This is a genomic window from Bradyrhizobium sp. PUT101, assembly GCF_052043945.1.
Taxonomy (GTDB): domain Bacteria; phylum Pseudomonadota; class Alphaproteobacteria; order Rhizobiales; family Xanthobacteraceae; genus Bradyrhizobium.
Genome location: NZ_CP197207.1, coordinates 1,764,148 through 1,788,215, shown reverse-complemented (window position 1 = coordinate 1,788,215; position 24,068 = coordinate 1,764,148). Strand labels below are relative to the sequence as shown.

Here is a 24,068-nt window from a genome sequence, read left to right as displayed (position 1 = left end):
TAATGCATTAGTCAATACTAATCTAATCCCAGGGGTGCGGTTGCTCGCCCAGCTTGACAATGACTGACCAGTCAGTCATATATTCCGAATGACCATGAAGCCGACCAAAGCCGCCTTGCCGCCAGCAACTCGCGCCAGTGCCAAGGGCCCTCTGCCTGCTCGCAGCGAAGAGGCGCCTGCCTCGAACCGTGCGACGCGCGCGGCGGAGCGGCGTGCGGCGATCGTGGAAGCGGCGATGGAGGAATTCATCGCGCGCGGGTTTGCGGCGACGCGACTCGACGACATCGCCAAGCGCGCCGGCGTGGCAAAGGGGACGATCTACCTGCACTTCAAGGACAAGGAATCGATGTTCGAGGAGCTGGTGCGTATCGTCATCGTTCCTGTGGTCGCACAGCTGACTACGCTGCCGCCGCCGGCGGGCTCGGTGCGCGACCTGATCGAGGCTTTCGCAAGCAACTTCCTGAACGAGGTGATCGGCACGAGGCGTGGCGATCTGGTGCGCCTGATCGTGGCGGAGGGCCCGCGCTTTCCGTCCGTGGCCGACTTCTACTACCGGGAGGTCGTCTCACGCGGGATCGCCGCCATGCGCGCGCTGATCGAGCTCGGCATCGCCCGCGGCGAGATCCGGCAGAAGGACCTCGCGCGCTTTCCGCAGATCCTGGTCGCGCCCGCGATGATCGCCGTGATCTGGCAGGGCCTGTTTGCGCGGCATGCGCCGCTGGATGCGCAGGAGATGCTGCGCGTCCATCTCGATCTGATTTTTGGCGAACGGAGGACGACATGATGTCGTCGCACACCATCTCTCACCTCATCCTGAGGAGCGCGGAACGCGCGTCTCGAAGGATGCAGGCCCGGCTGTGGCTCCTCGCCCTTCGAGACGCTGCTTCGCAGCTCCTCAGGGTGAGGGATCGACAGCACAATCTGCCGCGCCTCGGTACGATCGTGGCGCTGGTCCTCGCAATCTCGCTTGCCGGGTGCACGGAGAAGCGCGATCCCGGCTTCCAGGGCTGGGTCGAGGCCGACATGATCTTCGTCAGCCCGGATGAAGCGGGGCGGGTCACCAAGCTCGACGTCCGCGAAGGCGAAGAAGTCAAGGTCGGTGATGCCCTCTATTCCGTCGACGACGATCTCCAGCGCGCCGATCTCAATCAGAACAAGGCGACATTGGCGAACGCGCAGCAGACCTATGATCGGGCGGCCTCGCTGAGCAAGACCGGCTCGGGCACGCAGGCCAATCTCGATGCCGCCGTGTCGGCCCTGCGCGTCGCGGAAGCGCGGGTGGCGACGTCGGAGACGCGGATGGCGCGGCGCAAGGGCTTTGCGCCCGTCGCCGGCACCATCCAGCAGATCTATTTTCGCGAGGGCGAGATGGTGGCGGCGCAGCGCCCGGTGCTGTCGATCATGCCGCCCGGCAACATGAAGCTGCGTTTCTTCGTGCCGGAGACCGAATTGCCCAAGCTCGCGATCGGCGACACGGTGCGCGTCACGTGCGACAATTGCGCGGCCGATCTCACCGCAAAGATCTACTTCATCGCGACGTCGGCCGAATACACCCCACCCGTCATCTACAGCCTCGATGAGCGCAACAAGCTCGTCTATCTGATCCAGGCGCGGCCCTCTCGTCCCGATGCCTTGCGTGTGGGACAGCCGATCGACGTCTATCTCAACCCGAAGACACCCGTGGCGGACAAGCGATGAACAGCGGCAACGACATCGCGATCGACGTCAAGGGCCTGACCAAGTCGTTCGGCGGCCGCGAGGTCGTGCACGATCTGTCGATGCAGGTGAAGCGCGGCTCGATCTACGGCTTCCTCGGGCCCAACGGCTCGGGCAAGACCACGACCATCCGCATCCTCTGCGGGCTGCTCACGCCTGATAGCGGCGAGGGCACCTGCCTCGGCTACGACATCCGTCGCGATGCCGAGAAGATCAAGCGCCAGGTCGGCTACATGACTCAACGCTTCAGCCTGTACCAGGACCTCTCGGTGCGCGAGAACCTCGAATTCGTCGCGCGGCTCTATGGCGTCACCGACGCGCGCGGCGCCGCGCGCGACATGATCAGGCGGCTCGGGCTCTCAGGGCGCGAGGAACAGCTTGCGGGCGAGCTCTCCGGCGGCTGGAAGCAGCGGCTGGCGCTGGGGGCCTGCACGCTGCCCAATCCACAATTATTGCTGCTCGACGAGCCCACCGCCGGCGTCGACCCCAAGGCGCGGCGTGATTTCTGGAACGAGATCCACGCACTCGCCGCCGAAGGCCTCACCGTGCTGGTCTCGACCCATTACATGGACGAGGCCGAGCGCTGCCACGAGATCGCCTACATCGCCTACGGCTATCTGCTGGCGCACGGCACGGTGGAGGAGGTGATCGCGAAATCGGCGCTGACGACCTACACCGTCACGGGCGAAGGACTGAACGAGCTTGGGGCCGCGCTCTCGGGTAAGCCTGGGATCGACATGGTGGCGCCGTTCGGCACCTCACTGCATGTTTCCGGCCGCGACGTCGCGGCGCTCGAAGACAGCATCGCGCCCTGGCGCGAGAAGGGCGGACTGCGCTGGCAGATGTCGCACCCGTCGCTCGAAGACGTGTTCATCGAGCTGATGGGGCGCTCCAGGGACAATTTCCAATGAGCGCAGTCGACCATCCTGCACCACGACGCGAGATCCGCGAGCGTTTCGGCTTTCTGCGACGCTCCTATGCGATGCTGGTCAAGGAGTTCATCCAGCTCAAGCGCGATCGCGTCTCGTTCGCGATGATCGTGATGTTGCCCGTGATGCAGCTGATGCTGTTCGGCTATGCCATCAACACCACGCCGCGCCATCTGCCGAGCGCCGTGCTGCTCCAGGAGGACTCCGATCTCGCCCGCTCGATCCTGAAGGCGCTGGAGAACACCGCCTATTTTCGCTTCCTTTATGAAGTGCACGACATCGACGAATTCGACAATCTGCTGAAATCCGGCAAGGTGCTGTTCGGTGTCGAGATCCCGCGCGGCTTCGAGCGGGCGGTGCGGCGCGGCGACAAGCCGGCGCTGCTGGTCGCCGCCGACGCCACCGACCCGGTCGCGGCGAGTGCGGCGATCGGTTCGCTCGGCATGGTCGTGCAGACCGCGCTCAAGCACGATCTCTACATCGGCGATCCCCCGGAGATGCCGTTCGAGATCCGCGCGCACGCGCGCTACAATCCGGCCGCGGCCTCCAGCCTCAACATCGTGCCGGGGCTGGTCGGCACCATCCTGACTATGACCATGCTGATCTTCACCGCGCTGTCGGTCACGCGCGAGGTCGAGCGCGGTACAATGGAGAGCCTGCTGTCGATGCCGATCAAGCCGGTCGAGGTGATGGTCGGCAAGATCGTCCCCTACGTGCTGGTCGGCTTCGTCCAGGCCTTCCTGATCATCAGCATCGGCGTCGGCCTGTTCGGCGTGCCCGTGCTCGGCAACCTCGTCCTGCTGGCGCTGCTCTCGACGCTGTTCATCACCACCAATCTGTCGATCGGCTACACCATATCGACACTGGTGCAGAACCAGCTCCAGGCGATGCAGATGTCGATGATGTTCTTCCTGCCGAGCATCTTGCTCTCCGGCTTCATGTTCCCGTTCGCGGGCATGCCGGCGTGGGCGCAATATCTCGGCGAGGGTCTGCCGCTGACCCACTATCTGCGCATCGTCCGCGCCATCATGCTGAAGGGCGCGACCATGCAGAACCTGCACTTCGACACCCTGGCGCTGGCGGCCCTGATGCTGCTCGCCATGACCATCGCCGTGACGCGCTTCCGCCGCACGCTGGATTGAGGCAAACTGCCCTGTGACGTCAGTCCGGGGCGCACGAAGTGCGAACCCGGAATCTCGAGATTCCGGGTTCACGCTGCGCGTGCCCCGGAATGACAAGGGGGGATGATGGTTCGTTTTGCGAGCAGGAAGACACGGCAGCATGCCGTGCTCTCGAAGGATTTCGAGCGCGAGCTGACGCGGGAAGTGCTGCGCACCGAGCTGTTGCGGGTGCGGGCGCTGATCCTGACGGGGTGCGTCATGATGTTGTTCCTCACCGCGATCTATTTGCTCGATCCCGCTGTCGTCGACCGGGTCTGGCGCGGGACGGAAGGGATCATTCAGGTCTACGGCCTTCTCCTCGGCTTCATCCTGTTCGAGGTCTGGATCCACACCCAGATCAGGAAGAATCTCCGCCTCGATCGCGACCTGCCGGTGATCAGGCGCTATATCGGCACGCTGATCGAGACCTCGCTGCCGACCGTCATCCTTATCCTGCAGATCCGGTCCATGGGCCCGAGCCAGGCTCTCGGCTTCGCAGTACCGCTCATGTACTTCATCTTCATCATCCTCTCGACCCTGCGGCTTGATTTCTGGCTTTCCACATTCACGGGTTTCGTGGCTGCCGCCGGGCTTCTGGCGGCCGCGCTGTACTACAACTTGACGAGCGAGACCGGCGAGCCCCTGATCTACTTCCACGCCGTGCGCAGCATGGTCATCCTGATCTGCGGCGTGCTGGCGGGTGCCGTCGGCGCGCAATTGCGGCGGCAGTTCGCCGCGAGTATTGCCGCAGCGACCGCGCGCGACCGCGTGACGAACCTGTTCGGGCAGCACGTCTCCCCCCAGGTGGTGGAGCGGCTGATGGCCGCCGGAGCCAGCGCGGGCGGCGATCTCCGCCGTGTCGCGGTGATGTTCGTCGATTTCCGCGGCTTCACCGCCGGCGCGCAGTCGCGCACCCCGCAGGAGGTGGTCGACCGGCTCGACGGCGCCTTTGCGGTCCTGGTCGACATCCTCGACCGTCACGGCGGCATCGTGAACAAGTTCTTGGGCGACGGCTTTCTGGCGTTGTTCGGCGCGCCGCTGGAGGCCTCCGACGCTGCACAGCGGGCGGTCGCCGCCGGCCGCGAGATGCTGACCGCGATGGACCGCATCAACGCACAGACGAGTTGGCCGCTTCGCATCGGCATCGGCATCCATTTCGGCGAGGTCGTTGCCGGCAATATCGGCTCGCCCCGGCGCAAGGAATACACCGTCATCGGCGATACCGTGAACTTCGCCTCGCGCCTGGAGGCGCTGAACAAGGAGTTCGGTTCGCAGCTCCTGATCTCCGCATCCGTGCGCGAGGCGCTGGGCGACGACGGCAGCGACGCCGTCGCGCTCGGTGAAGTCGAAGTGCGCGGCTACGTGCAGAAAATGCAGGTGTTTCAGCTGGGGTAGCGCGCATCATGCGTCGCCGCACGCAGGTCTCTTCCATCGTCGGCGATTGCTCCGATTGCTCCGAATTTTGGGACATGACGAGCGATGCGGCCGGCTTGTAGAGTGCCGGCGACGCGGCCGGTCGCGGCCGTCACTTGCATGAGGAAGAGACGATGCAGCGCCGCTACGTCACCGTCGACGTGTTCACCGACCGCGCCTTCGGCGGCAACCAGCTCGCCGTGGTGCTCGATGCCGGCGGGCTCACGACCGCGCAGATGCAGTCGATCGCCACCGAGTTCAACTATTCCGAGACGACCTTCGTGCTGCCGCCGCGCGACAAGGCCAACGACGCCGAGGTGCGCATCTTCACCCCGGTTCGGGAGCTGCCGTTTGCGGGCCATCCCAATGTCGGCACGGCCTTCGTGCTGGCAACGATCGCGAAGGAGTCGAAGCCGCGGCTGCTGTTCGAGGAAAAGGCCGGTCTGGTCCCGGTCGATATCGTGCGGGAGCAGGGCAGGGTGATCAGCGCCGAGCTCACCGCCCCACAGAAACTGGCGAGGCTTGCGCAGCTGTCCGCAGCCGACGTCGCCGCCTGCATTTCCCTGGCGGCGGATGACATCACGACCGATCATCACGCGCCGCAGGTCGTCGGCGTCGGAACGCCGTTCGTGGTGGCGGAGGTGGGATCGCGCGAAGCCGTGCGCAGGGCCAAGCCCGACGCGGCAGCGTTTGGCCGGATGCTCCCGCGCGACGGCGCTTTCTCGGTCTACTTCTACACGCGCGATGTGCCGGCAGCGGAGGCGCCCTGCGAGCGTCAGGCGCGGATGTTCTTTCCGGGGGCAAGCGGCCTGATCGAAGATCCCGCCACCGGCAGTGCGACGGTCGCCGCCGCCGCGCTGTTCGCCGATCTCGATCCCATGCGCGACGGCGAATTGAAGCTCACCATCGGCCAGGGTTTTGACATGGGCCGTCCGAGCATGCTTCTCACCCGCGTGCGCAAGCAGGACGGCAAGATCGTCTCCGCCCATGTCGGCGGGAGCTGCGTTCAGATGATGGAAGGGACGTTCACGCTGGCAGGAGAGGCTTAGCCCGTCATTCCGGGGCGCGCGTAGCGCGAACCCGGAATCCATCGGGCCGCAGTGTCGGTGGGTGCATGGATTCCGGGTTCGCGCCAAGAGGCGCGCCCCGGCATGACGGCGACGGCTACACCTGCCGTCCCGCCAAATTCCTCACCGTCACCCCGTCGCGCTCCTCGATGATCTCCGCGATCATCTGGCGGTGGCAGTGGGTGTGGTCGCGCTCGAAGCAGAGCAGGCAGACAGGCCCGGCCTTTCTTCACCAGTGCCGAGAGTTCGTCCATCGCTTCCCTGGCTTCTGGCGCTTTCAGGTGCTTTGAGAAGATCTTCTCCAGCACGTCGTATTGGCCGCTGCGGGCGGCGAGGCGGCCTTCCTTCGGTGTGCCGAGCGCGGCGAGATGGACATAGGCGATCCCACGCTCGTCGAGGCCTGCCGCAAGCTGCTTCTTGGAAAAGCCCGGGCGGCGGGACGACGTCACGGCGCGCACGTCGACCACGAGCTTGACGCCGGCCTCTTCCAGTTCGTCCAGCACGGCCTTGGGCGGCGTCTGCTCATAGCCGATGGTGAAGAGCTTCCTCGCCTTTGCCATGCGGACTCCTCAGGTCACGACACGGGAGGTCGTCATGCCCGGGCTTGTCCCGGGCATCCACGTTCTTCGTGCCGCGAGGCAAGTCGTGGATGGCCGGGACAAGCCGGCCATGACGTGAGGAAGCCTTGGTGCTCCCAATTGGCCATCGCCCGCTCAGCTCACCCGCGCGATCAGTTCCATGGCGCCGGCCGGGGCGCGCACCTTGCCCTCGTGGATGACATAGGTGAACACGTCCCGCGGCTCCTTCTTCGGCTTGCCCGTGTCAACCTTCGGAAGATCGTCCGGTTCACCGCCCGAAGCCCAGTCCTGGAGGCGCTTGGCCCAGGCATCGAGCTGCTTCGGCGGATAGCAGGTCTTGATCTCGTCATTGCCCTTCTGGAGCCTTGCATAGACGAAGTCGCCGGCGACATCAGCGATGGCCGGATATTTGCCGTGCTCGGCGAACACCACGGGCGTCTCGAACTCGCGGATCAGCGCGACGAAGTCCGGCGTGCAGAAGCTGTCATGGCGCACTTCCACAACATGGCGCAGCGCGCGCCCGTCGAGCTTGCGCGGCAACAGCTCCAAGAACTTGCCGAAATCGGCGCCGTCGAACTTCTTGGTCGGGGCGAACTGCCACAGCACCGGCCCGAGATGGTCGCCGAGTTCCAGCACGCCGGAATCATAGAACCGCTTGATGGAATCGCCGGCCTCGGCGAGCACGCGGCGGTTGGTGGCGAAGCGCGGGCCCTTCACCGAGAATACGAAGCCATCGGGAACTTCGCTCGCCCATTTGCGAAAGCTCTCCGGCTTCTGCGAGCCGTAATAGGTGCCGTTGATTTCGATCGAGGTCAGCTTCGAGGCGGCATAGGACAGCTCCTTCGCCTGCGCCAGCTTCTCCGGATAGAACACGCCGCGCCAGGGCTCGAAGGTCCAGCCGCCGATGCCGATGAAGATGTTGCCGGATTTTTTTGACGCGGTTTTTGCTTTGGCCACGGAATTTCTCGCATCGACGGGGAGGGACCCCATCCTAGTCAAACCAGTTGTGATTGGCCAGTTGGCTCGCCCCGTCTAAGCTTGCGCCCGGACCCGCGAAAAAAGGAGAACAAGATGCGGATGCTGTCGGTGGGAGCCGCGCTCGTCATGATGACATCTGCTGCCATGGCGGATGATGACGACGCGAGAAGCGCACAGAAGCTCGCCCAGCAGGGCCGCGACGATTACTGGCATTGCCTGGCGCGGGAATATTCGCGCGACTCCAATCAAGGCCTGTCGGAGCAGGATTTCGGCCGCTCGGTTGCCGGCGCCTGTCCATCGGAGCGGCAATATTACCGGGTCGCACTGCTCGACTATCTCACCACGCAGTATCCGAACATCGATGCCGGCGCCCATCTCGCCACCGCGAACAGGGCTGTGGAGGCGGCGCAGAAGGACATTGTGATGGCCTTCGTCAAGCACCGGCCGCCCGCGAGATAGCGAGTAGGGAGTGGCGAATGGCGAATAGGGGCAGGAGGCCGGTTTCCCGATTCGCTACTCCCCATTTGCTACTCGCCCTTTCCGGCAGCTCTTCCGGCCGCGCGCTCATCCATGGTATCACTCGCCGCATCTGGAGCAGGGATGGGCATGCATGTCGTCTGAGTCGATGGGGGGCGTTCTAGGGGCGATCGTCGCAGCGATCGTGCTTGCGGTTGCCGTCATGTTTGGGCCGATCGGCCAGTACGGCAAGCCGCCCAAGCCGGCGAAGGTCGAGCCGGCCCCGGCGGCGGCACCGGCCGCCCCCGCTGCGCCCGCGCCACGCGGGCCGATAATCCGGGAAGTGCCCAACCAATAGGGCGCGAGAATGGGGTTTTCGCCCCCTTGCGAAGTGCTTCTGCCGTCCCCATCTAGCTTGTAACGGCGACGTTGAGCGAAAACTCCGTCGCTGGGACGACCTTGGAATAGCTCAGGCCTGCGCCGGATGTACGCGCGGTCCGCCGTTCCGGGGTCGTTGGCATTTTAGGGCCCCTTTTCGACCGTTCCCCAGAGACCCCGGCTTGGCAGCGCAGGACGCGGCGGATATACGCTGCCGTCATGAACGAAGCGATCAGACCCGGCGCCGACATCCCGCCGCAGGCTCAAGAGGGGCCGGAACTGTCGGTCATCGTCCCGACCTTCAACGAGCGCGACAACGTCACGGTGCTGTACCGGCGGCTGGAGGCGACGCTCGCCAATATCGCGTGGGAAGTCGTGTTCGTCGACGACAACTCGCCCGATGGCACCTGGGACGTCGTGCGCGCGCTGGCGCAGCGCGACAGCCGCGTGCGCTGTGTCCGCCGCATCGGCCGTCGCGGCCTGTCGGGCGCCTGCATCGAGGGCATCCTCGCCTCGAGCGCTCCCTATGTGGCCGTGATCGATGCCGACCTCCAGCATGACGAGACGCAACTGCCGAAGATGCTGTTGCTGCTCGCCAGCGATCAGGCCGACCTCGTGGTCGGCAGCCGCTACATCGAGGGCTACAAGAGCGAAGGCTTCAACAAGCAGCGCGCCGGAGCCAGTGCGCTCGCGACCGAGGTCGCCAAGAAGATGCTGCGGGTCGAGATCGCCGACCCCATGAGCGGCTTCTTCATGATCCGCCGCGATCGTTTCGAGCAGCTCGCGCCAAAGCTCTCCGTGCACGGCTTCAAGATCCTGCTCGACGTCGTTGCGAGCGCGCACGGCAGCTTGCGGGCGGTCGAGATCCCCTACACTTTCGGCGCCCGCCAACACGGCGAGAGCAAGCTCGATTCGATGGTCGCACTCGACTTTCTCGGTCTCGTGCTGGCCAAGCTGACCAACGACATCGTCTCGCTGCGCTTCATCCTGTTCGCGATGGTCGGCGGCATCGGCCTCGTGGTGCACTTGATCACGCTGTTCATCGCGCTTGAGCTGTTCAAGGCGCCGTTCCCGGAGGCGCAGGCCGCAGGCGCCATCGTCGCCATGACCAGCAATTTCATCCTCAACAACTTCCTCACCTATCGCGACCAGCGGCTGAAGGGTTTTGCGCTGCTGCGCGGCCTCATCGCCTTCTACATCGTATGCAGCGTCGGCCTGCTCGCCAATGTCGGCGTCGCCTTCTCGGTGTACGACCAGGAGCCGATCTGGTGGCTGGCCGGCATGGCCGGCGCGCTGATGGGCGTGGTGTGGAACTACGCGATGTCCGGACTGTTCGTCTGGCGCAAGAAATAGCAGGCGATGGGCGGGGCTGACGCGCGGATCGTCCGCAACACCGCGCTGCTGATTCTCGCGCTGGTCGGATTGCGGCTCGTTGCGGCCGCGTTCACGCCGATCACGTTCGACGAAGCGTATTACTGGATGTGGTCGAGGAATCTGGCGGGCGGTTATTACGACCACCCGCCGATGGTCGCCTATGTGATCCGCGCCGGCACCATGATTGCCGGCGATACCGAGCTCGGCGTCCGCCTCGTCTCGATCCTCCTGGCGCTGCCGATGAGCTATGCGGTCTATCGTTCTGCCGCGATCCTGTTCGGCGGCGCGCGCGTGGCCGCGACCAGCGCCATCCTGCTCAACGTGACGCTGCTGGCCTCCGTCGGCACGCTGATCGTCACGCCCGATGCGCCGCTGCTGGTCGCCTCCAGCTTCGTGCTGTTCTTCCTCGCCAAGGTCCTGGAGACCGGCCGGGGCGCCTGGTGGCTCGCGGTCGGTGCAGCCGTCGGCGCGGCGCTGCTGTCGAAATACACCGCGATGTTCTTTGGGCCGGCGATCCTGATCTGGCTCGCGGCCGTGCCGAAGCTCAGGCGCTGGTTTCTCTCGCCCTGGCCCTATCTCGGCGGCCTCGTTGCTCTGGCGCTGTTCTCACCGGTGATCGTCTGGAACGCAGACCATCAATGGGTCTCGTTCGCAAAGCAGCTCGGCCGCGCCAGGATCGAGGACTTCCGCCCCGCCTTCATCGCCGAGCTGATCCCGACCCAGGTCGCGTTCGCGACGCCGCTGGTGTTCATTCTCGGCGCGATGGGCCTGCACGCGCTGACCTGGCGGCGCGCCGGCGCGCTGGCCTCGCGCGTGCTGATCGAGACGATGTTCTGGACCATCGTCGCCTACTTCGTCTGGCATTCGCTGCATGCCCGCGTCGAGGCCAACTGGTTCGCGCCGGTCTATCCGCCTTTCGTCATCGCCGCGGCCGCCGCCGCCAACCTCGTGCAGTGGAAGCCGCGACAGCGGCGCCTGGCCGATTTCTGCCTGCGCTGGGCCGCGCCAACGGGCATCGTGATGTTTGCGGCCCTGATCGTGCAGGCCAATACCGGCTGGCTGTCCGGATATCGCCGCGATGCCACGGTACGCAGCGTCGGTGTCGGCTGGCGCGAGCTTGCCGCCGAAATCGAAACGGTGCGCGCACGCAGTGGTGCGACCTGTGTGCTCGCGCAGGACTACGGCACCACGGGTTGGCTCGCCTTCTATCTGCCGCGTGGCACTTGCGTAGCGCAGCAAACCCAGCGCATCCGCTGGGTCAACATGCCCGAGCCCGATCCCGGGCTGCTCGCCGGCAAGCTGCTCTATGTCGACGAGCTGCGCGCAGGAGGCCATCCCGCCCTCAACGCTCTCTTTGCGCAGGTGACGCAGATTGCGCAATTGCAGCGCAAGCGCGGGCCGCTCGTGGTCGAAACCTACGGCATCGATTTGCTCGAGGGCGCCAAGGGCGACGTGCTGGATCGCTCGCCGCCGCCGGAGGCGCGGTAGCGGACCTCAGCCGATCATCTCGGCCTTGGTCGAAGCCTGATCCGGCCCATCCCGGTCGCGCCAGAACCAGACTGCCACGACTCCGGAGCGGCCGCGGACCTGGGCGAGCAGGGGGCCGGACAGGACGCCGTCGGGAGCACCGCTGAAATCGGCATTGTCCAGCAGCGTATCGCTCAGCGCGAGCCGCGCATCGTTCTGGGCGGCGATCTCCATCAGCCTGCTTGCGACGTTGACGGTGTCGCCGGTCGCCGTGATGTGCTGATGGCTTTCGCCGAGCCGGGATGCGACGATCGGGCCGCAATGCGCGCCGATCTTGAAACCGAGCTGACCTGCGATTGCCGGCGGCAGCGAGGCGATCCAGCGTTCGATGCCGCGATGCAGATCGATCGCGCATTTCAGCGCGCGCGCCGCGTCGTCGGGCATCGCGCGCGGCAGCCCGAACAGGATCATGGCGCCATCGCCGAGAAAGCCGGTGATCATGCCGCCGCAATCGATCGCGGCCTTGTCGACCAGTGCATGAAGCGCCTTCAGAAGATTCCTGAGTTCGTCGGGGTCAATCCGCTCGCTCAGTCCGGTGAAGCCGGAGAGATCGACGAAGACCACGGCTGCATCCTGCCGGACGGGCTTCGACAGGAAGTTCGGATCTCGCGCCAGCCACTCCTGCACCGCCGGAGCCTGGAATTGCGCAAGCGACCTGCTCTTGGCGGCGAAATATTGCGTGCGGCGGCCTCCGGCCCACAGCTGCACGCCGGCAAAGACCGCAACCGGCGGCATTGCCGCGGCGAGCGTGGTTGCGGCATTCAGCCAGACACCGTGCGTGAACGCGAACAGGTTGACCCCGGCCCAGGCGATCATCACCGCGGCCGCCGTCATGATGCCCGGCGCGCTACGCCGCCAGGCGAGCAGCCCGACCAGCAGCATCGGCAGCAGGATCGCAGTGAGCGCGTCGGCAATACGGACCCTGCGGTCGCGCACCATGGCGTCGCCGGCGACGAGGTGCGTGATCGCGGTCGAGACCACCTCGACGCCGGGCATCAGCGAATCGAAGGGCGTCGGATAGAAGTCGCCGCCGCCGGCGACCGAGGCGCCGATCACGACGATCCGGTTCTCGATCGCCGCGCGATCGAGCGTGCCGTCGAAGATACTCTGTGCGCTGACGGTGCGGATCGTGCGGCGCGGGCCGTAATAGGTGATCGGCAATGCCAGATCGCCGTCGGTCGGCACCGCGCGATCGCCCAGCATGAGATGGTCAGGCGCGACCGTCAGCGGCTTGTCGAGCGCGCGGGCCGCGACGCGCAAGGGGAACGACAGCTCGACCTTGTCGCGCGTCCGGAACAGCATCGGCACCGATAGCGGTGAGCCCGATTGTCCTGTCGCGACGTTGACGACGCCGACCTCGGCGTGATCGGCGAATGCGGGCAACGGCTGCAGGAAGCGCTCGGCCTGCGGGAGGACGGCGAGGGGACCTTCGCTGCTCGGATCCACGGTTTCGCTGGCGGAGGGGAAGATCGCCGCGGCGGCGAGCACCATGGGACCGGTGGCGAGCGTGTTGGCGAGCGTGGCGTCGCCGATCGCAGCGCTGCGGTCGACGAGCAGGAGATCGATCCCGACGACCTTCGGCTTGAACTGCACGATGGTGTCGACGACACGGGCGAGATCGGCGCGCGGCAGCGGATAGCTGCCGCCGCGCTTCACCACGGTGTCGTCGATCGCGACGATGGTGACGAGATCGGGTGGACGCCGCACGCCGCGGGCTTGCGTCCGCCAGTCGGTCAGCGTGGCTTCGAGGCGGTCGAGAAAGCGCAGATGGCCGTTGGCATGCGCGGCAAAGATGCTCGCGCCCCACAGCGCGGTGAGGACGAGTGCCACCAGGATCTGAAGGCGTCGGCTGCGCATGCGCTCGTTCTGCAATCTTCTATCGAATCTCATGGGCGAGCCTTGCGACCCGGTCTTATTGTCCGAGTCTTGCCATGAGCGCGTCGACGCGCGGCTGGCCCCATGTCTTGACGGTCAACGGGCCGGTCGCCTCGACGTCGACGCCTTCGCCGGGTCCAAGCACGACGCCGCGTCCACGAGCCCTTCGGGTCACGCCGACTCGGCCGTCGGCGACGAACACGGAGGTCTTGGCGTCAGCGACATCGACCGCCCATTTGGTGCCGCGCACCGCGGCGATCGCTTGCGGCGTCAGCACCTTGAACGGATTGCCCCGCGGCTTCCGGGGCACCTCGACCAGCAAGGCTTTGCTGCTCAACTCCACGGAGTCTATATGTCCGTCGCGGTTGGCGTCCTTAAGTTCAAATTTGGCGCCGTTTTCCGCAACGATGGTGATGCCGTTGTCACAGCGCCAGGTCTGCGTCCCGGCAGCCGACGGCGATGCCGTGCAGCCCAAATCGGCACCCGGCTGTGCAGTCGCAGATCCAATCAACAGAAACGACCCCGCCAGGGCGAAAAACCCTGCGCGCGCGATCCCTCTCATGCCAGCCTCCGTTTGCGTGCACGGCACAGTTCAGGGCAAGTCGATACGGTACCGTATCACGCGCAGAGGCTGCTGAAAAGTGCCGAGACAGGAGCTACTTTCTCGCGGCGGCGATTACCAGAACCGACGTGATCAACTTTCGGTCACGGCGCCGTGCCGCGTGAGGGGCGCAGGGCCGACGGACGCGGAGCCCGCCAGCCTCGCGCAATGCTTCCGCGCTACGGTCAGCGCCAGTTTGGCGACCACGAAAATGACGTTGTTGAATGTCTCGTGGGTGCAGCCGCAAGCGTCGAAGAACCGACATGAACCGGTCGAGAAACATGGTTAACAGATGCGTCTAAGTCCGTAATTCTGCGGGGTTTTTCTCAAAACGGGACAGCATTGACCAGCTGCCCAATATCCGCCCGAACTTAATCTGCATTTAACTAAAAGTCGCCTTAATGACGCTCCGACCCTCTGCGAGATGCTGTTCCCGGATCGTGACCAGCGGCACTTTGAAGGGGGACTGGGTGACACCGTCCTGGACGCAAGGCGAATGAGTACGAGTATCGCTGCGCAGAGTATCGCGGCACGGAAGTCCAAAAATCCTGGCAAGAATTCTCTTCGGAAGCCTTCCCGGAAAATGACCACGGCCAATTGGCTGGGCGCCGCGGCGATCGGCTGCGTCGTGATGGGCGCCGGCTGGATCATTTACAGCAACATTCTCGGCGCGAGCGTCTACCCGACCGTCGGCAGCGTCGGCTATGACGAGCCGGTGGTCAGGCGCGCACCCAAGGTCGTGCTGCGCGAGGCCGGCGAGGCCATCAAGGAAACCTTCGCGCTGCTGCCCGACCGGCTCCAGGTCGCAGCTCCGATCTCGCGCGAGATGTTCAACGAGCGATTTGCCGCGGCCGCGACGCAAGGCGTGCCATCGAATGCGGCGAGCGCAGCGCCCCCGACCCAGGTTGCGCTGGCCAGGGAAACGTCGAAGGACGCCCCGAAGCAGAGCGTGATCGCGAAGGTCGCGGACGCGCTGAAGCCGGCAGCCAAGGTCACTGACAAGGCCGCGGACAAGGCCAAGCGCGCGCCGGATGCCCAGATGCAGCTGGCCTCGGCCGATCCGCCCCAGATCGTGCCGGCGCCCGAGAAGCCCAAGTCGTTCGCCGACCGCGCCAAGGCCGCAGTGATGTCGATCACCGGGCCGCGCCAGTCGATGGTGGAAAAGCTCTGGGGCAAGCGCGAGCCGTCCGGCGGGCTGCTCGCCTACGCCTCGGCCGATGCCAGCGTGACCGCGTCCATCGCGCCGAAGGAGCAGAATCCGATGTTCGGCGGCGCGCCGCCCTATGAGCGCGACACCGCGGTCTACGACATCACCGCCAGGACCGTGTATCTGCCCGACGGTACCAAGCTCGAGGCGCATTCGGGCCTCGGCTCCAATCTCGACGATCCGCGCTCCTCGAAAATCCGCATGCGGGGCGTAACGCCGCCGCACATCTACACGCTGAAGCCGCGCGAGGCGCTGTTCCACGGCGTGCCGGCGCTGCGCCTGACGCCGATCGGCGGCGAGAGCGCGATCCACGGCCGCGACGGCCTGCTCGCGCACACCTTCATGCTCGGGCCGAACGGCGATTCCAACGGCTGCGTGTCGTTCAAGGACTATTACGCGTTCCTCGACGCCTACCGCAACAAGGGCATCCGCAAGCTCGCGGTGCTGGCGCGGGTGGAGTGAGGCGCGCGATCTCGGCGCGCGGTCGGCGTCACCAGGCGCGGACGCCGAGCATGATTCCGGTCTTGAACTGGCGCAGCATCCCATTGCTGGTGCCGCCATAGCCGCAATTGTAGCGGATGCGAACCGAACCTGCCTCGCATCGAGCGGCCGGCCAGGCCGCCATAGACCGGCTCGGCCAGTTGCTTTGCCATCGACCGCCTTCATTCGCCGCAAGCGATCGTCGGTCCATGCGAGTTCTCCCCTTGGAGCCGCGGTTCCCTTACCTAGTTAAATGCGCCCGTCGTCGAACGTTGATATCAGGCGGCATGACATCGCGCGGCACGACGGCAAGCGGCGCTGACGAGTGATCAGCATAAAGGACGCGCTTCTGGAAATGCGGGGGAGTACCGACTGCGGACGGAGTTTCAGGAGCGGCAGGTGTCCGCGCGATCGTGAAGGAAAGCTACAACTTTGGCGAGATTATTCGAGTCTTTGCAATGCATTGGGTTGATAGATTGACGTGCGCTGGCCGACACGCCTAGGCTCGATCGATGCCCGGAACCATCCAAGAGGAGATCAAGCGAATCGAGAGACAGATTGAAACCTACGAAGCTTTCGATCTGGCCGAGAAGGCGCGGTTCAATCGCGAGTCCTACCTTTGGACCGCGGAAGATCGCATCGAGTGGCAGGAGCTTCAAGCCGACAACGCGCTCATGCTTCGCAAGCTGCGCGAAGAGCGAGATGCACTGCTCGAACAGCTAAAACCGCCATGACCGCAATTTCACCGGCCTTGATGCGAGTCGGCTCGACTCAACTTGGCCGCGCAACCGATTTGCCTGAAGGTTGTGCTTGGACCGAAGCAACAACTGCGTTTCGATCTCGAGCCTTGTTCATTGCCTCTGCCGGATTTCGTCGCATTATTTCTACGAATTTTCTTTGATTGCTCAACCTGCTCAGCGCGATGCGGCTCGAGAGCGAGCAGGGCATCGGGAAGAAATGGAGCTGCAGCATTGCATGCTCCATCAAGTCAGTGCTTCGGCTTGCGCGATGATGGCGAAGCGGTCCGACAATTCGGCCAGCGCGACCTGATGGATCATCCGGGCGTCCAGCGTGCCGCCGCGGCCGTCGGGCAGGTCGCGGGTGGCGCAGGCGTCGGCCGCGATCGTCGTGCGCAGGCCGAGGTCGAGCGCGGCGCGGGCAGTCGAACTGACGCACATGTGAGTCATGAAGCCGGCCAGCACGATATTCTTGAGTCCGGTCGCCGCCAGCCGGGCCTGCAGGTCGGTGCCGGCGAAGGCATTCGGCAGCGCCTTCTCGATCACCGGCTCGCTGGCGAGCGGCGCCAGGCGCTCGACGATCGCGCCGCGCGCGGCCTCGCGGTCGAACAGGCCGCCGGCGCGGCCCTTGTGCGCGACATGGATGATCGCAGCTCCGCTGTCCCGTGCGCGCGCGAGCAGGCGCGCCGCCGCGGCGATCGCGGGCTGTGCATCGGGCAGGGCCAGCGGACCGGCGCAGTATTCATTCTGGATGTCGATCAGCACGAGGCAGGCCTCGTTGAGCTTCGGCGGATTGAGATCGGCACCGGCGAGTTCGAGCAGGGTCTTTGGAGCGGTCATGCTGGTCAGGCCTTCCAGGGGATGTCGGATGACGCGACACTAGCGCAGCCGATGCCTGCCATTGTGCAGGAATATTGCGGCATATGGCTGCGAATTTGCAGGAGGCGCCGCCGCCTGCTAGGCTCGCGGAATGAACTGGGACGACCTGCGCATCATCGCCGCGGTCAGGGACGAGGGCACTTACGCCGGCGCCAGCGCGCGGCTGCGCATCGACGAGACTACCGTCGGCCGAAGGCTCGCGCGCATCCAGCGCGATCTCGGCGTGCCGCTGTTCGACGCGGTGGACGGGCTGCGCCGGCCGACGCGCCACTGCGAGGCGGTGCTCGAGCATGTCGGTGCGATGGCGGCCCATGCCGCAGCGATCGACCGCATCAAGGAGAGCCAGCCCGGCCCGGTCGGACGGCTGCGCATCGCCTCGACCAATGCGGTCGCCGAAGAGCTGCTGGCGCCGCATGTGAGCAGCTTCCTGCGCGATCATCCGGGGCTGACGTTGCAATTCCTCACCTCGAGCGGCAACGTCAAGTTCTCGCGCTGGCAGGCCGATCTCGCTATCCGCCTGCGCAAGCCGGAGAAGGGCGACTTCACCATCTCCAAGCTCGGCGAGGTCAGGCTGTATTTCTTCGAGCCTACGGACCGCGGCGGTGCCGAGCCGGTCGCGTGCGTCTATCCTGACGAACTCGACGCCATCCCCGAGCAGCAGTTCCTGCGCGCCAAGCGTCTGACAAACGTGCGCTGCGTCACGGACAATGTCCGCATCATCCGCACCATGATCCAGTCGCATCAGGCCATCGGCGTGCTGCCCGAGCACAGCTGCGGGCCGCTGCTCGCCGACCGCAGCCTGCGCGCCACGCTGCTGCCGAGGCGTCGCGACGTCTGGCTCCTGGTGCAGAACCACCTCAAGCGCGATCCTGCGACCCGCGTGACGATCGACTGGGTACGTCACTGCTTCAGGGATTTGTCGCACGGCTGACCGCTGGCGACGTTCATGGCCTCGCATTGAACGCGGGCCGCGCGGCGTGCGACCAAATTCGCAAGTTCGCCGGGGATTGCACGCGCGCGCAGGTTGCGTAGTCTCGCGACGACGACGGTCTTGATCAGGGGAGGCGCATGACGGTTCTTCAGCAAACGATCCGTCCCTCGGCACAATCGCGGGAATGGAAAGCGATCGTCATCCTGATCCTGCTGATCCCGGTGCTGTGGTCGCCGCCGTTCCTGTTTCGCTACTTCCTGTACCAGCCGTTCAACATCCCCTCGAACTCGATGGCGCCGACGCTGGCGGTCGGCGATTACGTCTTTGCGGCGAAATATGCCTATGGCTACGGCCGCTATTCCTTCCCCTTCGCGCGGTCCTGGATCTCGGGCCGCGTCCTCGCCGCCGCGCCGGAGTATGGGGATATCGTCGTATTCAGGACCCCGAAGGACACCTCGGCCGATTACGTCAAGCGCGTGGTCGGACTGCCCGGCGACCGCATCCAGATGCGGCAGGGTCGTCTCATCCTCAACGATCGTCCGGTGACGCGCGTCGCGCTGAAGGAGGCACAAGCCGGTGCCGCCTGCGGTGGCGATGACGGGGCGAAGGTCAAGCGCTGGCGCGAGACGCTGCCGAACGGCGCGAGCTATGTGACCTACGACTGCCTCGACAGTGGCTTCCTCGACAACACCAGCGTCTATGCCGTGCCGCCAGGTCATTTCTTCGTCCTCGGCGACAACCGCGACAATTCCACCGACAGCCGCATGATGGGTACGATGGGCTTCATCCCGATGGACAATCTGATCGGCAAGGTGACGCGGATCTTCTGGTCGCTCGACGAAGAGGGCGAACCGCGCTTCGAGCGGTTGGGGAAAGTGGAGTGAGGCCTGCTCTGTCATTCCGGGGCGCGCCCTCTTGGGCGCGAGCCCGGAATCCATTGATCCGCGGCTTCAGCCTGCAATTTGCGGATACAAATCGATCCACTGAGGATTCCTCTCCTCAATAAGCCGCACCTTCCATTCCCTCCGCCACTTCTTCAATTCCTTTTCGCGCGTGATGGCGGTGATGGGATCGTCGTAAATCTCGAACCAAACAAGCCTGTCGACGGAATATCGCTTACTGAAACCGGGGACGACTTTGTTCTTGTGTTCATGGACGCGGCGGACGATGTCGTTCGTCACGCCGATGTAGAGCGTCCCGTACTTCTTGCTGGCGAGGAGATAGACGTAATAGGCCATGAGCAAGCGGTGAGATGGATTCCGGGCTCGCGACTTCGTCGCGCCCCGGAATGACCGAAACTACCACTTCCACGTGTATTGTGTGATAACAAAAACCCCGGCGTCGCTGCCGGGGTTTCGCATTTCTCGACTGTGCCTGAACGGCCGGATCAGAAGTCCATGCCGCCCATGCCGCCGCCCGGAGGCATCGCCGGACCGGCGCCGCCCTTCTTGGGCAGCTCGGCGACCATGGCTTCCGTGGTGATCAGGAGCGCGGCAACCGAGGCTGCGTTCTGGATCGCGGTACGGACCACCTTGGTCGGGTCGATGATGCCCTTCTTGACGAGGCATATTCGCCGGTCTGGGAGCCGAAGCCGTAATTGTAGGCCTTGTTCTCCAAGATCTTGCCGACGATCACCGAGCCGTCTTCACCGGCGTTGATCGCGATCTGGCGGGCGGGCGCCGACAGCGCCTTGCGCACGATCTCGACGCCGGTCTTCTGGTCGTCGTTCTTGGTGCGCAGGCCCTTCAGCTGCTCGGAGGCACGGAGCAGGGCGACGCCGCCGCCTGGGATAGGGGGCTGATATTGCAGTTGGATTGCCATCTATTAGGATAACATAGTAGAACTACTTGATATAACTGATATTTTTTACAGAAAAGCTTTTTGCAATCAATCTTCGTATTCAGGTCATTTTAGCTGTTCGAATTTTCCACAGGCTCTTACCCGTTAAAGTAGGTCTTGTGCCTAGTCTAGGTTGCAAAGCGAGCCGAGAATTCCTAGTATGTTCACGGACAGCCACGTCTTTTAATAGGGCCTCTTCGCATGAGTATAGATCAAGAATTGTCGGCTATGGGGAAGGTATTGGAGTTGATGGAGCCGCTCGATGCGGAGGCCAGAAAACGAATTCTTCAATGGTTGACTCAAAAATTGGGGATCACGGTCTCCGTTCCTCACCAAGAACGTCAGCCGCCCATCGCACGCGAGAGTCTGGCTGCTAAGGACTTCGATCTTTCAACGGATACCATAGCCAACATCTTAGGAGCCGAGTCTGGAGCAGACCTAATTATAGCTGCGGCGGCGCAGATTCACTTCGTCCAAAACAAGCAACGCTTTACTAGGAAAGAGATAACCGCTGAAATGAGGACTGCCCCAGCTCACTTCAAGGAAGCGTTCCTGAACAATCTATCGAAATATCTAGCGGGGCTCACAAAAGCTGACCGCCTAAGATTGGTGGCTGCCGACACATTTGCTCTGTCGAGTAAGGAGCGCCAGGATCTTCAGGCAAAGCTAGCTAGCGCGGCGTAACGGTTTCACTGATCGGTTGGTTGTTGAGGAGGTATTATTTAATGGAGTTGGATCGAGAACTAAACGCAATGGGAGCAGTGCTCGCAGCTCTGGAGCCGCTGGACGCCGAGGAAAGAGCGCGAGTGGTTGCTTGGGCTATGCAAAAGCTTTCTATTCAAGGACACCAGACTCTAAAGCCAAATTCTCCCGAGACGAAGAGCCTTGAACCGAATGATACTGTTCAAGAGACGCCTGTTTCGTCCAAGGGTGCGTTGTGGATGCGGCAGAATGGCTTGACGGCTCTCCACCTCTCAGAAGTCTTTCACTTTGAGGATAGCGGAGCAGAAATCATCGCAAGTGAGGTGCCGGGGAGCTCCACTAGGGACAAGGTCAAGAACGCATACGTGTTGCTGGGGCTTTCCAATTTTTTAGTAAATGGCACGCCGACGGTCGGTGACAAGGCGGGGCGTTCTGTGTGTGAGCGCTTCGGTATCTATGACAAGACCAATCATTCGAAGGCATTTAAGGGAGGTAATGAGTTGACCGGATCTGCCAATGCAGGTTGGACCGTTACTGCTCCCGGCCTGCGACATGCCGCAACTCTGGTAAAGCAAATAAGCAAATCAGATGATTGATGCGTCAAACTTATTGAAGTCAATTCCTGACGGTCTTAGGGATCCGTTGATCAAATGCTACCAGGAAATTGGCGCAAACTATGTTGAGCGCCGATGGGAGCCCGCCGAACTCAATGGCGGAAAATTCTGCGAGGTGGCGTACACTATTGTCCAGGGAGGATTGTTAGGTACTTTTCCGACGATTCCATCCAAGCCAGCGCGGATGATTGATGCCTGTAGAGCGCTTGAGCAGGTGCCGCGCGATCCCAACCGCGCCGGCGACCAAAGTCTGCGAGTGCTAATTCCCCGGACGCTACCAGTACTCTATGAGATTCGAAATAATCGAGGAGTTGGTCACGTAGGTGGTGACGTCAATCCCAATTTTCTTGACGCTACAGCTGTATACGGAATGGCTAGCTGGATTCTCGCGGAGTTAGTGAGGATATTCCACCACGTCTCTACCAAAGAGGCCCAATACGCGGTTGATGCATTGATCGAACGCAAGCATCCCATAATTTGGGAGGTGGGCGACGTGAGGCGCGTTCTCGACCCAAATATGGAGAAGAAAGATCAGGCCCTGCTACTGTTGCACCAGAGGCCCGGCTGGGTATCAGATTCCGAACTATGTAAGTGGGTCGAATACAGCACGCTGGCTAATTTCAAACGTTTGATCCTCCAGCCATTTCACGATCAGCGATTGTTGGAATATGACAAGAAATCTCAGCGGGCTCAAATTTCTCCTCTTGGGGTTCAGAAAGTTGAACGAGAGATTCTGAAGTCTCGCATATGAGATGCCGATATTCACCGAATTTGGCAGGGGCACATTGAGACGGCGCGATTTCAGCATCATCATAACGTGTGACGGCTCTGCACCAATCACTCCTTGCTGAATCGTCACGCTCTGACTCGATGTAAACTTACCCTCCAAAATCGAAACAAGATTGGAAAGAACAAAAACCCCGGCATCGCTGCCGGGGTTTCGCATTTCTCGACTTTGCCTGAGAGGCTGGATCAGAAGTCCATGCCGCCCATGCCGCCGCCCGGAGGCATCGCCGGACCGGCGCCGCCCTTCTTGGGCAGCTCGGCGACCATGGCTTCCGTGGTGATCAGGAGCGCGGCAACCGAGGCTGCGTTCTGGATCGCGGTGCGGACCACCTTGGTCGGGTCGATGATGCCCTTCTTGACGAGGTCGCCGTATTCACCGGTCTGGGAGTCGAAGCCGAAAGCGTACGACTTGTTCTCCAGGACCTTGCCGACGATCACCGAGCCGTCTTCACCGGCGTTGATCGCGATCTGGCGAGCGGGCGCGGAGAGCGCCTTGCGCACGATCTCGACGCCGGTCTTCTGGTCGTCGTTCTTGGTGCGCAGGCCCTTGAGCTGCTCGGAGGCACGGAGCAGGGCGACGCCGCCGCCCGGGACGATGCCTTCCTCGACAGCCGCGCGGGTCGCATGCATCGCGTCATCAACGCGATCCTTGCGCTCCTTCACCTCGACCTCGGTCGCGCCGCCGACGCGGATCACCGCGACGCCGCCTGCGAGCTTGGCGAGACGCTCCTGGAGCTTCTCGCGGTCGTAGTCCGAGGTGGTCTCCTCGATCTGGGCCTTGATCTGGGCCACGCGCGCCTCGATGTCGGCCTTCTTGCCGGCGCCGTTGACGATCGTGGTGTTCTCCTTGTCGATCATCACCTTCTTGGCGCGACCGAGCATGTTGAGCGTGACGTTCTCGAGCTTGATGCCGAGATCTTCCGAGATCGCCTGGCCGCCGGTCAGGATCGCGATGTCCTGCAGCATGGCCTTGCGGCGATCGCCGAAGCCCGGAGCCTTGACGGCCGCGACCTTCAGGCCGCCACGCAGGCGGTTCACGACGAGGGTCGCGAGGGCTTCGCCTTCGACGTCCTCGGCGACGATGACCAGCGGCTTGCCGGTCTGCACCACGGCCTCGAGCAGCGGCAGCAGCTCGTTCAGCGAGGAGAGCTTCTTCTCGTTGATGAGGATGTAGGCGTCGTCCATCTCAACGCGCATCTTGTCGGCGTTGGTGACGAAGTAGGGAGAGATGTAGCCGCGGTCGAACTGCATGCCCTCGACGACGTCGAGCTCGGTCTCGAGCGACTTGGCTTCCTCGACGGTGATGACACCCTCGTTGCCGACCTTCTTCATGGCGTCGGAGAGGAACTTGCCGATCTCCTGGTCGCCGTTGGCCGAGATGGTGCCGACCTGGGCGATCTCGTCGTTCGAGGTGACCTTCTTGGAGTTCTTCTGCAGATCCGCCACGACGGCTTCGACCGCGAGGTCGATACCGCGCTTGAGGTCCATCGGGTTCATGCCGGCGGCGACCGACTTGGCGCCTTCGCGCACGATCGCCTGGGCGAGCACGGTTGCGGTGGTGGTGCCGTCGCCGGCCGCGTCAGCGGACTTGGAGGCGACTTCGCGCACCATCTGCGCGCCCATGTTCTCGAACTTGTCCTCGAGCTCGATCTCCTTGGCGACGGTGACGCCGTCCTTGGTGATGCGGGGAGCGCCGAACGACTTGTCGAGCACGACGTTGCGGCCCTTCGGGCCGAGCGTGACCTTCACCGCGTTGGCGAGAATGTCGACGCCGCGCAGCATCTTGTCGCGCGCTTCAACCGAGAATTTGACTTCTTTGGCTGCCATCTGGATCTTTCCTT

General features: G+C 63.7%; 24 protein-coding genes and 2 pseudogenes. 17 read left to right on the top strand and 9 right to left on the bottom strand.

Annotated elements, in window-relative coordinates:
* The first annotated feature begins 88 nt into the window (after nt 1–88).
* The 6 genes from ACSHT2_RS08775 (at nt 89) to ACSHT2_RS08750 (ending at nt 6,267) form a co-directional block, all read left to right on the top strand.
* Nucleotides 89–784 carry a TetR/AcrR family transcriptional regulator gene (locus tag ACSHT2_RS08775; protein ID WP_440641216.1) on the top strand — a complete coding sequence of 232 codons (696 nt, stop codon included), beginning with the start codon at nt 89–91 and terminating at the stop codon, nt 782–784.
* Entirely contained in the window at nt 781–1,698 is a 918-nt protein-coding gene (locus ACSHT2_RS08770) for an HlyD family secretion protein (protein WP_440641215.1), read from the top strand. Before ACSHT2_RS08775 ends, ACSHT2_RS08770 begins: the two co-directional genes overlap by 4 nt.
* Entirely contained in the window at nt 1,695–2,627 is a 933-nt protein-coding gene (locus tag ACSHT2_RS08765) for an ABC transporter ATP-binding protein (RefSeq protein WP_440641214.1), read from the top strand. Before ACSHT2_RS08770 ends, ACSHT2_RS08765 begins: the two co-directional genes overlap by 4 nt.
* Nucleotides 2,624–3,787, top strand: a complete 1,164-nt coding sequence (locus tag ACSHT2_RS08760) for an ABC transporter permease (protein ID WP_440641213.1) — start codon at nt 2,624–2,626, stop codon at nt 3,785–3,787. Before ACSHT2_RS08765 ends, ACSHT2_RS08760 begins: the two co-directional genes overlap by 4 nt.
* 105 nt (nt 3,788–3,892) lie before the next feature.
* Entirely contained in the window at nt 3,893–5,200 is a 1,308-nt protein-coding gene (locus ACSHT2_RS08755) for an adenylate/guanylate cyclase domain-containing protein (RefSeq protein WP_440642802.1), read from the top strand.
* A 152-nt stretch (nt 5,201–5,352) separates the two neighbouring features.
* A complete protein-coding gene (locus tag ACSHT2_RS08750; protein WP_440641212.1) occupies nt 5,353–6,267 on the top strand; it encodes a PhzF family phenazine biosynthesis protein in 915 nt (304 codons plus the stop codon).
* Between the two features lie 115 nt (nt 6,268–6,382).
* Here ACSHT2_RS08750 and ACSHT2_RS08745 read toward each other — a convergent pair.
* Both ACSHT2_RS08745 and ACSHT2_RS08740 read right to left on the bottom strand, forming a co-directional pair.
* A pseudogene (locus ACSHT2_RS08745) lies at nt 6,383–6,845 on the bottom strand (DUF488 domain-containing protein).
* 153 nt (nt 6,846–6,998) lie between these two features.
* A complete protein-coding gene (locus tag ACSHT2_RS08740) occupies nt 6,999–7,820 on the bottom strand; it encodes a DUF72 domain-containing protein (protein ID WP_440641211.1) in 822 nt (273 codons plus the stop codon).
* Nucleotides 7,821–7,934: 114 nt separating this feature from the next.
* Here ACSHT2_RS08740 and ACSHT2_RS08735 point away from each other — a divergent pair, with 114 nt between their 5' ends.
* The 4 genes from ACSHT2_RS08735 to ACSHT2_RS08720 all read left to right on the top strand — a co-directional run bounded on the left by ACSHT2_RS08735 (nt 7,935) and on the right by ACSHT2_RS08720 (nt 11,537).
* Nucleotides 7,935–8,300, top strand: a complete 366-nt coding sequence (locus ACSHT2_RS08735) for a hypothetical protein (protein ID WP_440641210.1) — start codon at nt 7,935–7,937, stop codon at nt 8,298–8,300.
* Between the two features lie 151 nt (nt 8,301–8,451).
* The gene (locus ACSHT2_RS08730; RefSeq protein ID WP_440641209.1) at nt 8,452–8,655 is read left to right on the top strand and encodes a hypothetical protein; all 204 of its coding nucleotides are present in this window, start codon (nt 8,452–8,454) and stop codon (nt 8,653–8,655) included.
* A 239-nt stretch (nt 8,656–8,894) separates the two neighbouring features.
* Nucleotides 8,895–10,028 (top strand): glycosyltransferase family 2 protein, encoded by a 1,134-nt coding sequence (locus ACSHT2_RS08725; protein WP_440641208.1) that lies wholly within the window; start codon nt 8,895–8,897, stop codon nt 10,026–10,028.
* A gap of 6 nt (nt 10,029–10,034) precedes the next feature.
* Nucleotides 10,035–11,537 carry a glycosyltransferase family 39 protein gene (locus ACSHT2_RS08720; RefSeq protein WP_440641207.1) on the top strand — a complete coding sequence of 501 codons (1,503 nt, stop codon included), beginning with the start codon at nt 10,035–10,037 and terminating at the stop codon, nt 11,535–11,537.
* A 6-nt stretch (nt 11,538–11,543) separates the two neighbouring features.
* Here ACSHT2_RS08720 and ACSHT2_RS08715 read toward each other — a convergent pair whose 3' ends face one another.
* Entirely contained in the window at nt 11,544–13,433 is a 1,890-nt protein-coding gene (locus tag ACSHT2_RS08715) for a CHASE2 domain-containing protein (protein ID WP_440641206.1), read from the bottom strand.
* A gap of 55 nt (nt 13,434–13,488) precedes the next feature.
* Nucleotides 13,489–14,013 (bottom strand): FecR domain-containing protein, encoded by a 525-nt coding sequence (locus ACSHT2_RS08710; RefSeq protein WP_319330407.1) that lies wholly within the window; start codon nt 14,011–14,013, stop codon nt 13,489–13,491.
* Nucleotides 14,014–14,635: 622 nt separating this feature from the next.
* On the opposite strand from ACSHT2_RS08710, the gene ACSHT2_RS08705 reads away from it, so the two are divergent.
* A complete protein-coding gene (locus tag ACSHT2_RS08705; protein ID WP_440641205.1) occupies nt 14,636–15,721 on the top strand; it encodes a tlde1 domain-containing protein in 1,086 nt (361 codons plus the stop codon).
* Nucleotides 15,722–15,749: 28 nt separating this feature from the next.
* Here ACSHT2_RS08705 and ACSHT2_RS08700 read toward each other — a convergent pair whose 3' ends face one another.
* Nucleotides 15,750–15,950, bottom strand: a complete 201-nt coding sequence (locus ACSHT2_RS08700; RefSeq protein ID WP_440641204.1) for a hypothetical protein — start codon at nt 15,948–15,950, stop codon at nt 15,750–15,752.
* Between the two features lie 301 nt (nt 15,951–16,251).
* Here ACSHT2_RS08700 and ACSHT2_RS08695 point away from each other — a divergent pair, with 301 nt between their 5' ends.
* Nucleotides 16,252–16,473, top strand: coding sequence for a hypothetical protein (locus tag ACSHT2_RS08695; RefSeq protein ID WP_440641203.1), 222 nt, complete (start codon nt 16,252–16,254; stop codon nt 16,471–16,473).
* Between the two features lie 249 nt (nt 16,474–16,722).
* Here the strand turns inward: ACSHT2_RS08695 and ACSHT2_RS08690 are convergent, their stop codons facing one another.
* Nucleotides 16,723–17,316: a cysteine hydrolase family protein gene (locus tag ACSHT2_RS08690; protein WP_440641202.1), complete on the bottom strand. Its 594-nt coding sequence runs from the start codon at nt 17,314–17,316 to the stop codon at nt 16,723–16,725.
* A 130-nt stretch (nt 17,317–17,446) separates the two neighbouring features.
* Between ACSHT2_RS08690 and ACSHT2_RS08685 the strand changes: the two genes are divergently transcribed.
* Nucleotides 17,447–18,286 carry a LysR family transcriptional regulator gene (locus tag ACSHT2_RS08685; protein WP_440641201.1) on the top strand — a complete coding sequence of 280 codons (840 nt, stop codon included), beginning with the start codon at nt 17,447–17,449 and terminating at the stop codon, nt 18,284–18,286.
* A 137-nt stretch (nt 18,287–18,423) separates the two neighbouring features.
* Entirely contained in the window at nt 18,424–19,170 is a 747-nt protein-coding gene (lepB, locus tag ACSHT2_RS08680) for a signal peptidase I (protein WP_440641200.1), read from the top strand.
* Between the two features lie 66 nt (nt 19,171–19,236).
* On the opposite strand, the gene ACSHT2_RS08675 is transcribed toward lepB, so the two are convergent.
* Nucleotides 19,237–19,524, bottom strand: a complete 288-nt coding sequence (locus tag ACSHT2_RS08675; protein ID WP_440641199.1) for a GIY-YIG nuclease family protein — start codon at nt 19,522–19,524, stop codon at nt 19,237–19,239.
* Between the two features lie 149 nt (nt 19,525–19,673).
* Nucleotides 19,674–20,077 (bottom strand): annotated as a pseudogene (locus ACSHT2_RS08670) (TCP-1/cpn60 chaperonin family protein); the annotation flags it as partial.
* Nucleotides 20,078–20,353: 276 nt separating this feature from the next.
* Here ACSHT2_RS08670 and ACSHT2_RS08665 point away from each other — a divergent pair.
* The 3 genes from ACSHT2_RS08665 to ACSHT2_RS08655 are packed head-to-tail and all read left to right on the top strand — an operon-like array spanning nt 20,354 to nt 22,192.
* The gene (locus ACSHT2_RS08665; protein WP_440641198.1) at nt 20,354–20,809 is read left to right on the top strand and encodes a hypothetical protein; all 456 of its coding nucleotides are present in this window, start codon (nt 20,354–20,356) and stop codon (nt 20,807–20,809) included.
* Between the two features lie 41 nt (nt 20,810–20,850).
* Complete coding sequence (locus ACSHT2_RS08660; protein ID WP_440641197.1) at nt 20,851–21,423, top strand: hypothetical protein; 573 nt, start codon at nt 20,851–20,853, stop codon at nt 21,421–21,423.
* On the top strand, nt 21,416–22,192 hold the full coding sequence (locus ACSHT2_RS08655; RefSeq protein WP_440641196.1) for a hypothetical protein: 777 nt from the start codon (nt 21,416–21,418) through the stop codon (nt 22,190–22,192). The genes ACSHT2_RS08660 and ACSHT2_RS08655 overlap by 8 nt, the downstream gene beginning before the upstream one ends.
* A gap of 221 nt (nt 22,193–22,413) precedes the next feature.
* Here the strand turns inward: ACSHT2_RS08655 and groL are convergent, their stop codons facing one another.
* Nucleotides 22,414–24,054 (bottom strand): chaperonin GroEL, encoded by a 1,641-nt coding sequence (gene groL / locus ACSHT2_RS08650; RefSeq protein WP_319330422.1) that lies wholly within the window; start codon nt 24,052–24,054, stop codon nt 22,414–22,416.
* Nucleotides 24,055–24,068 lie beyond the last annotated feature (14 nt).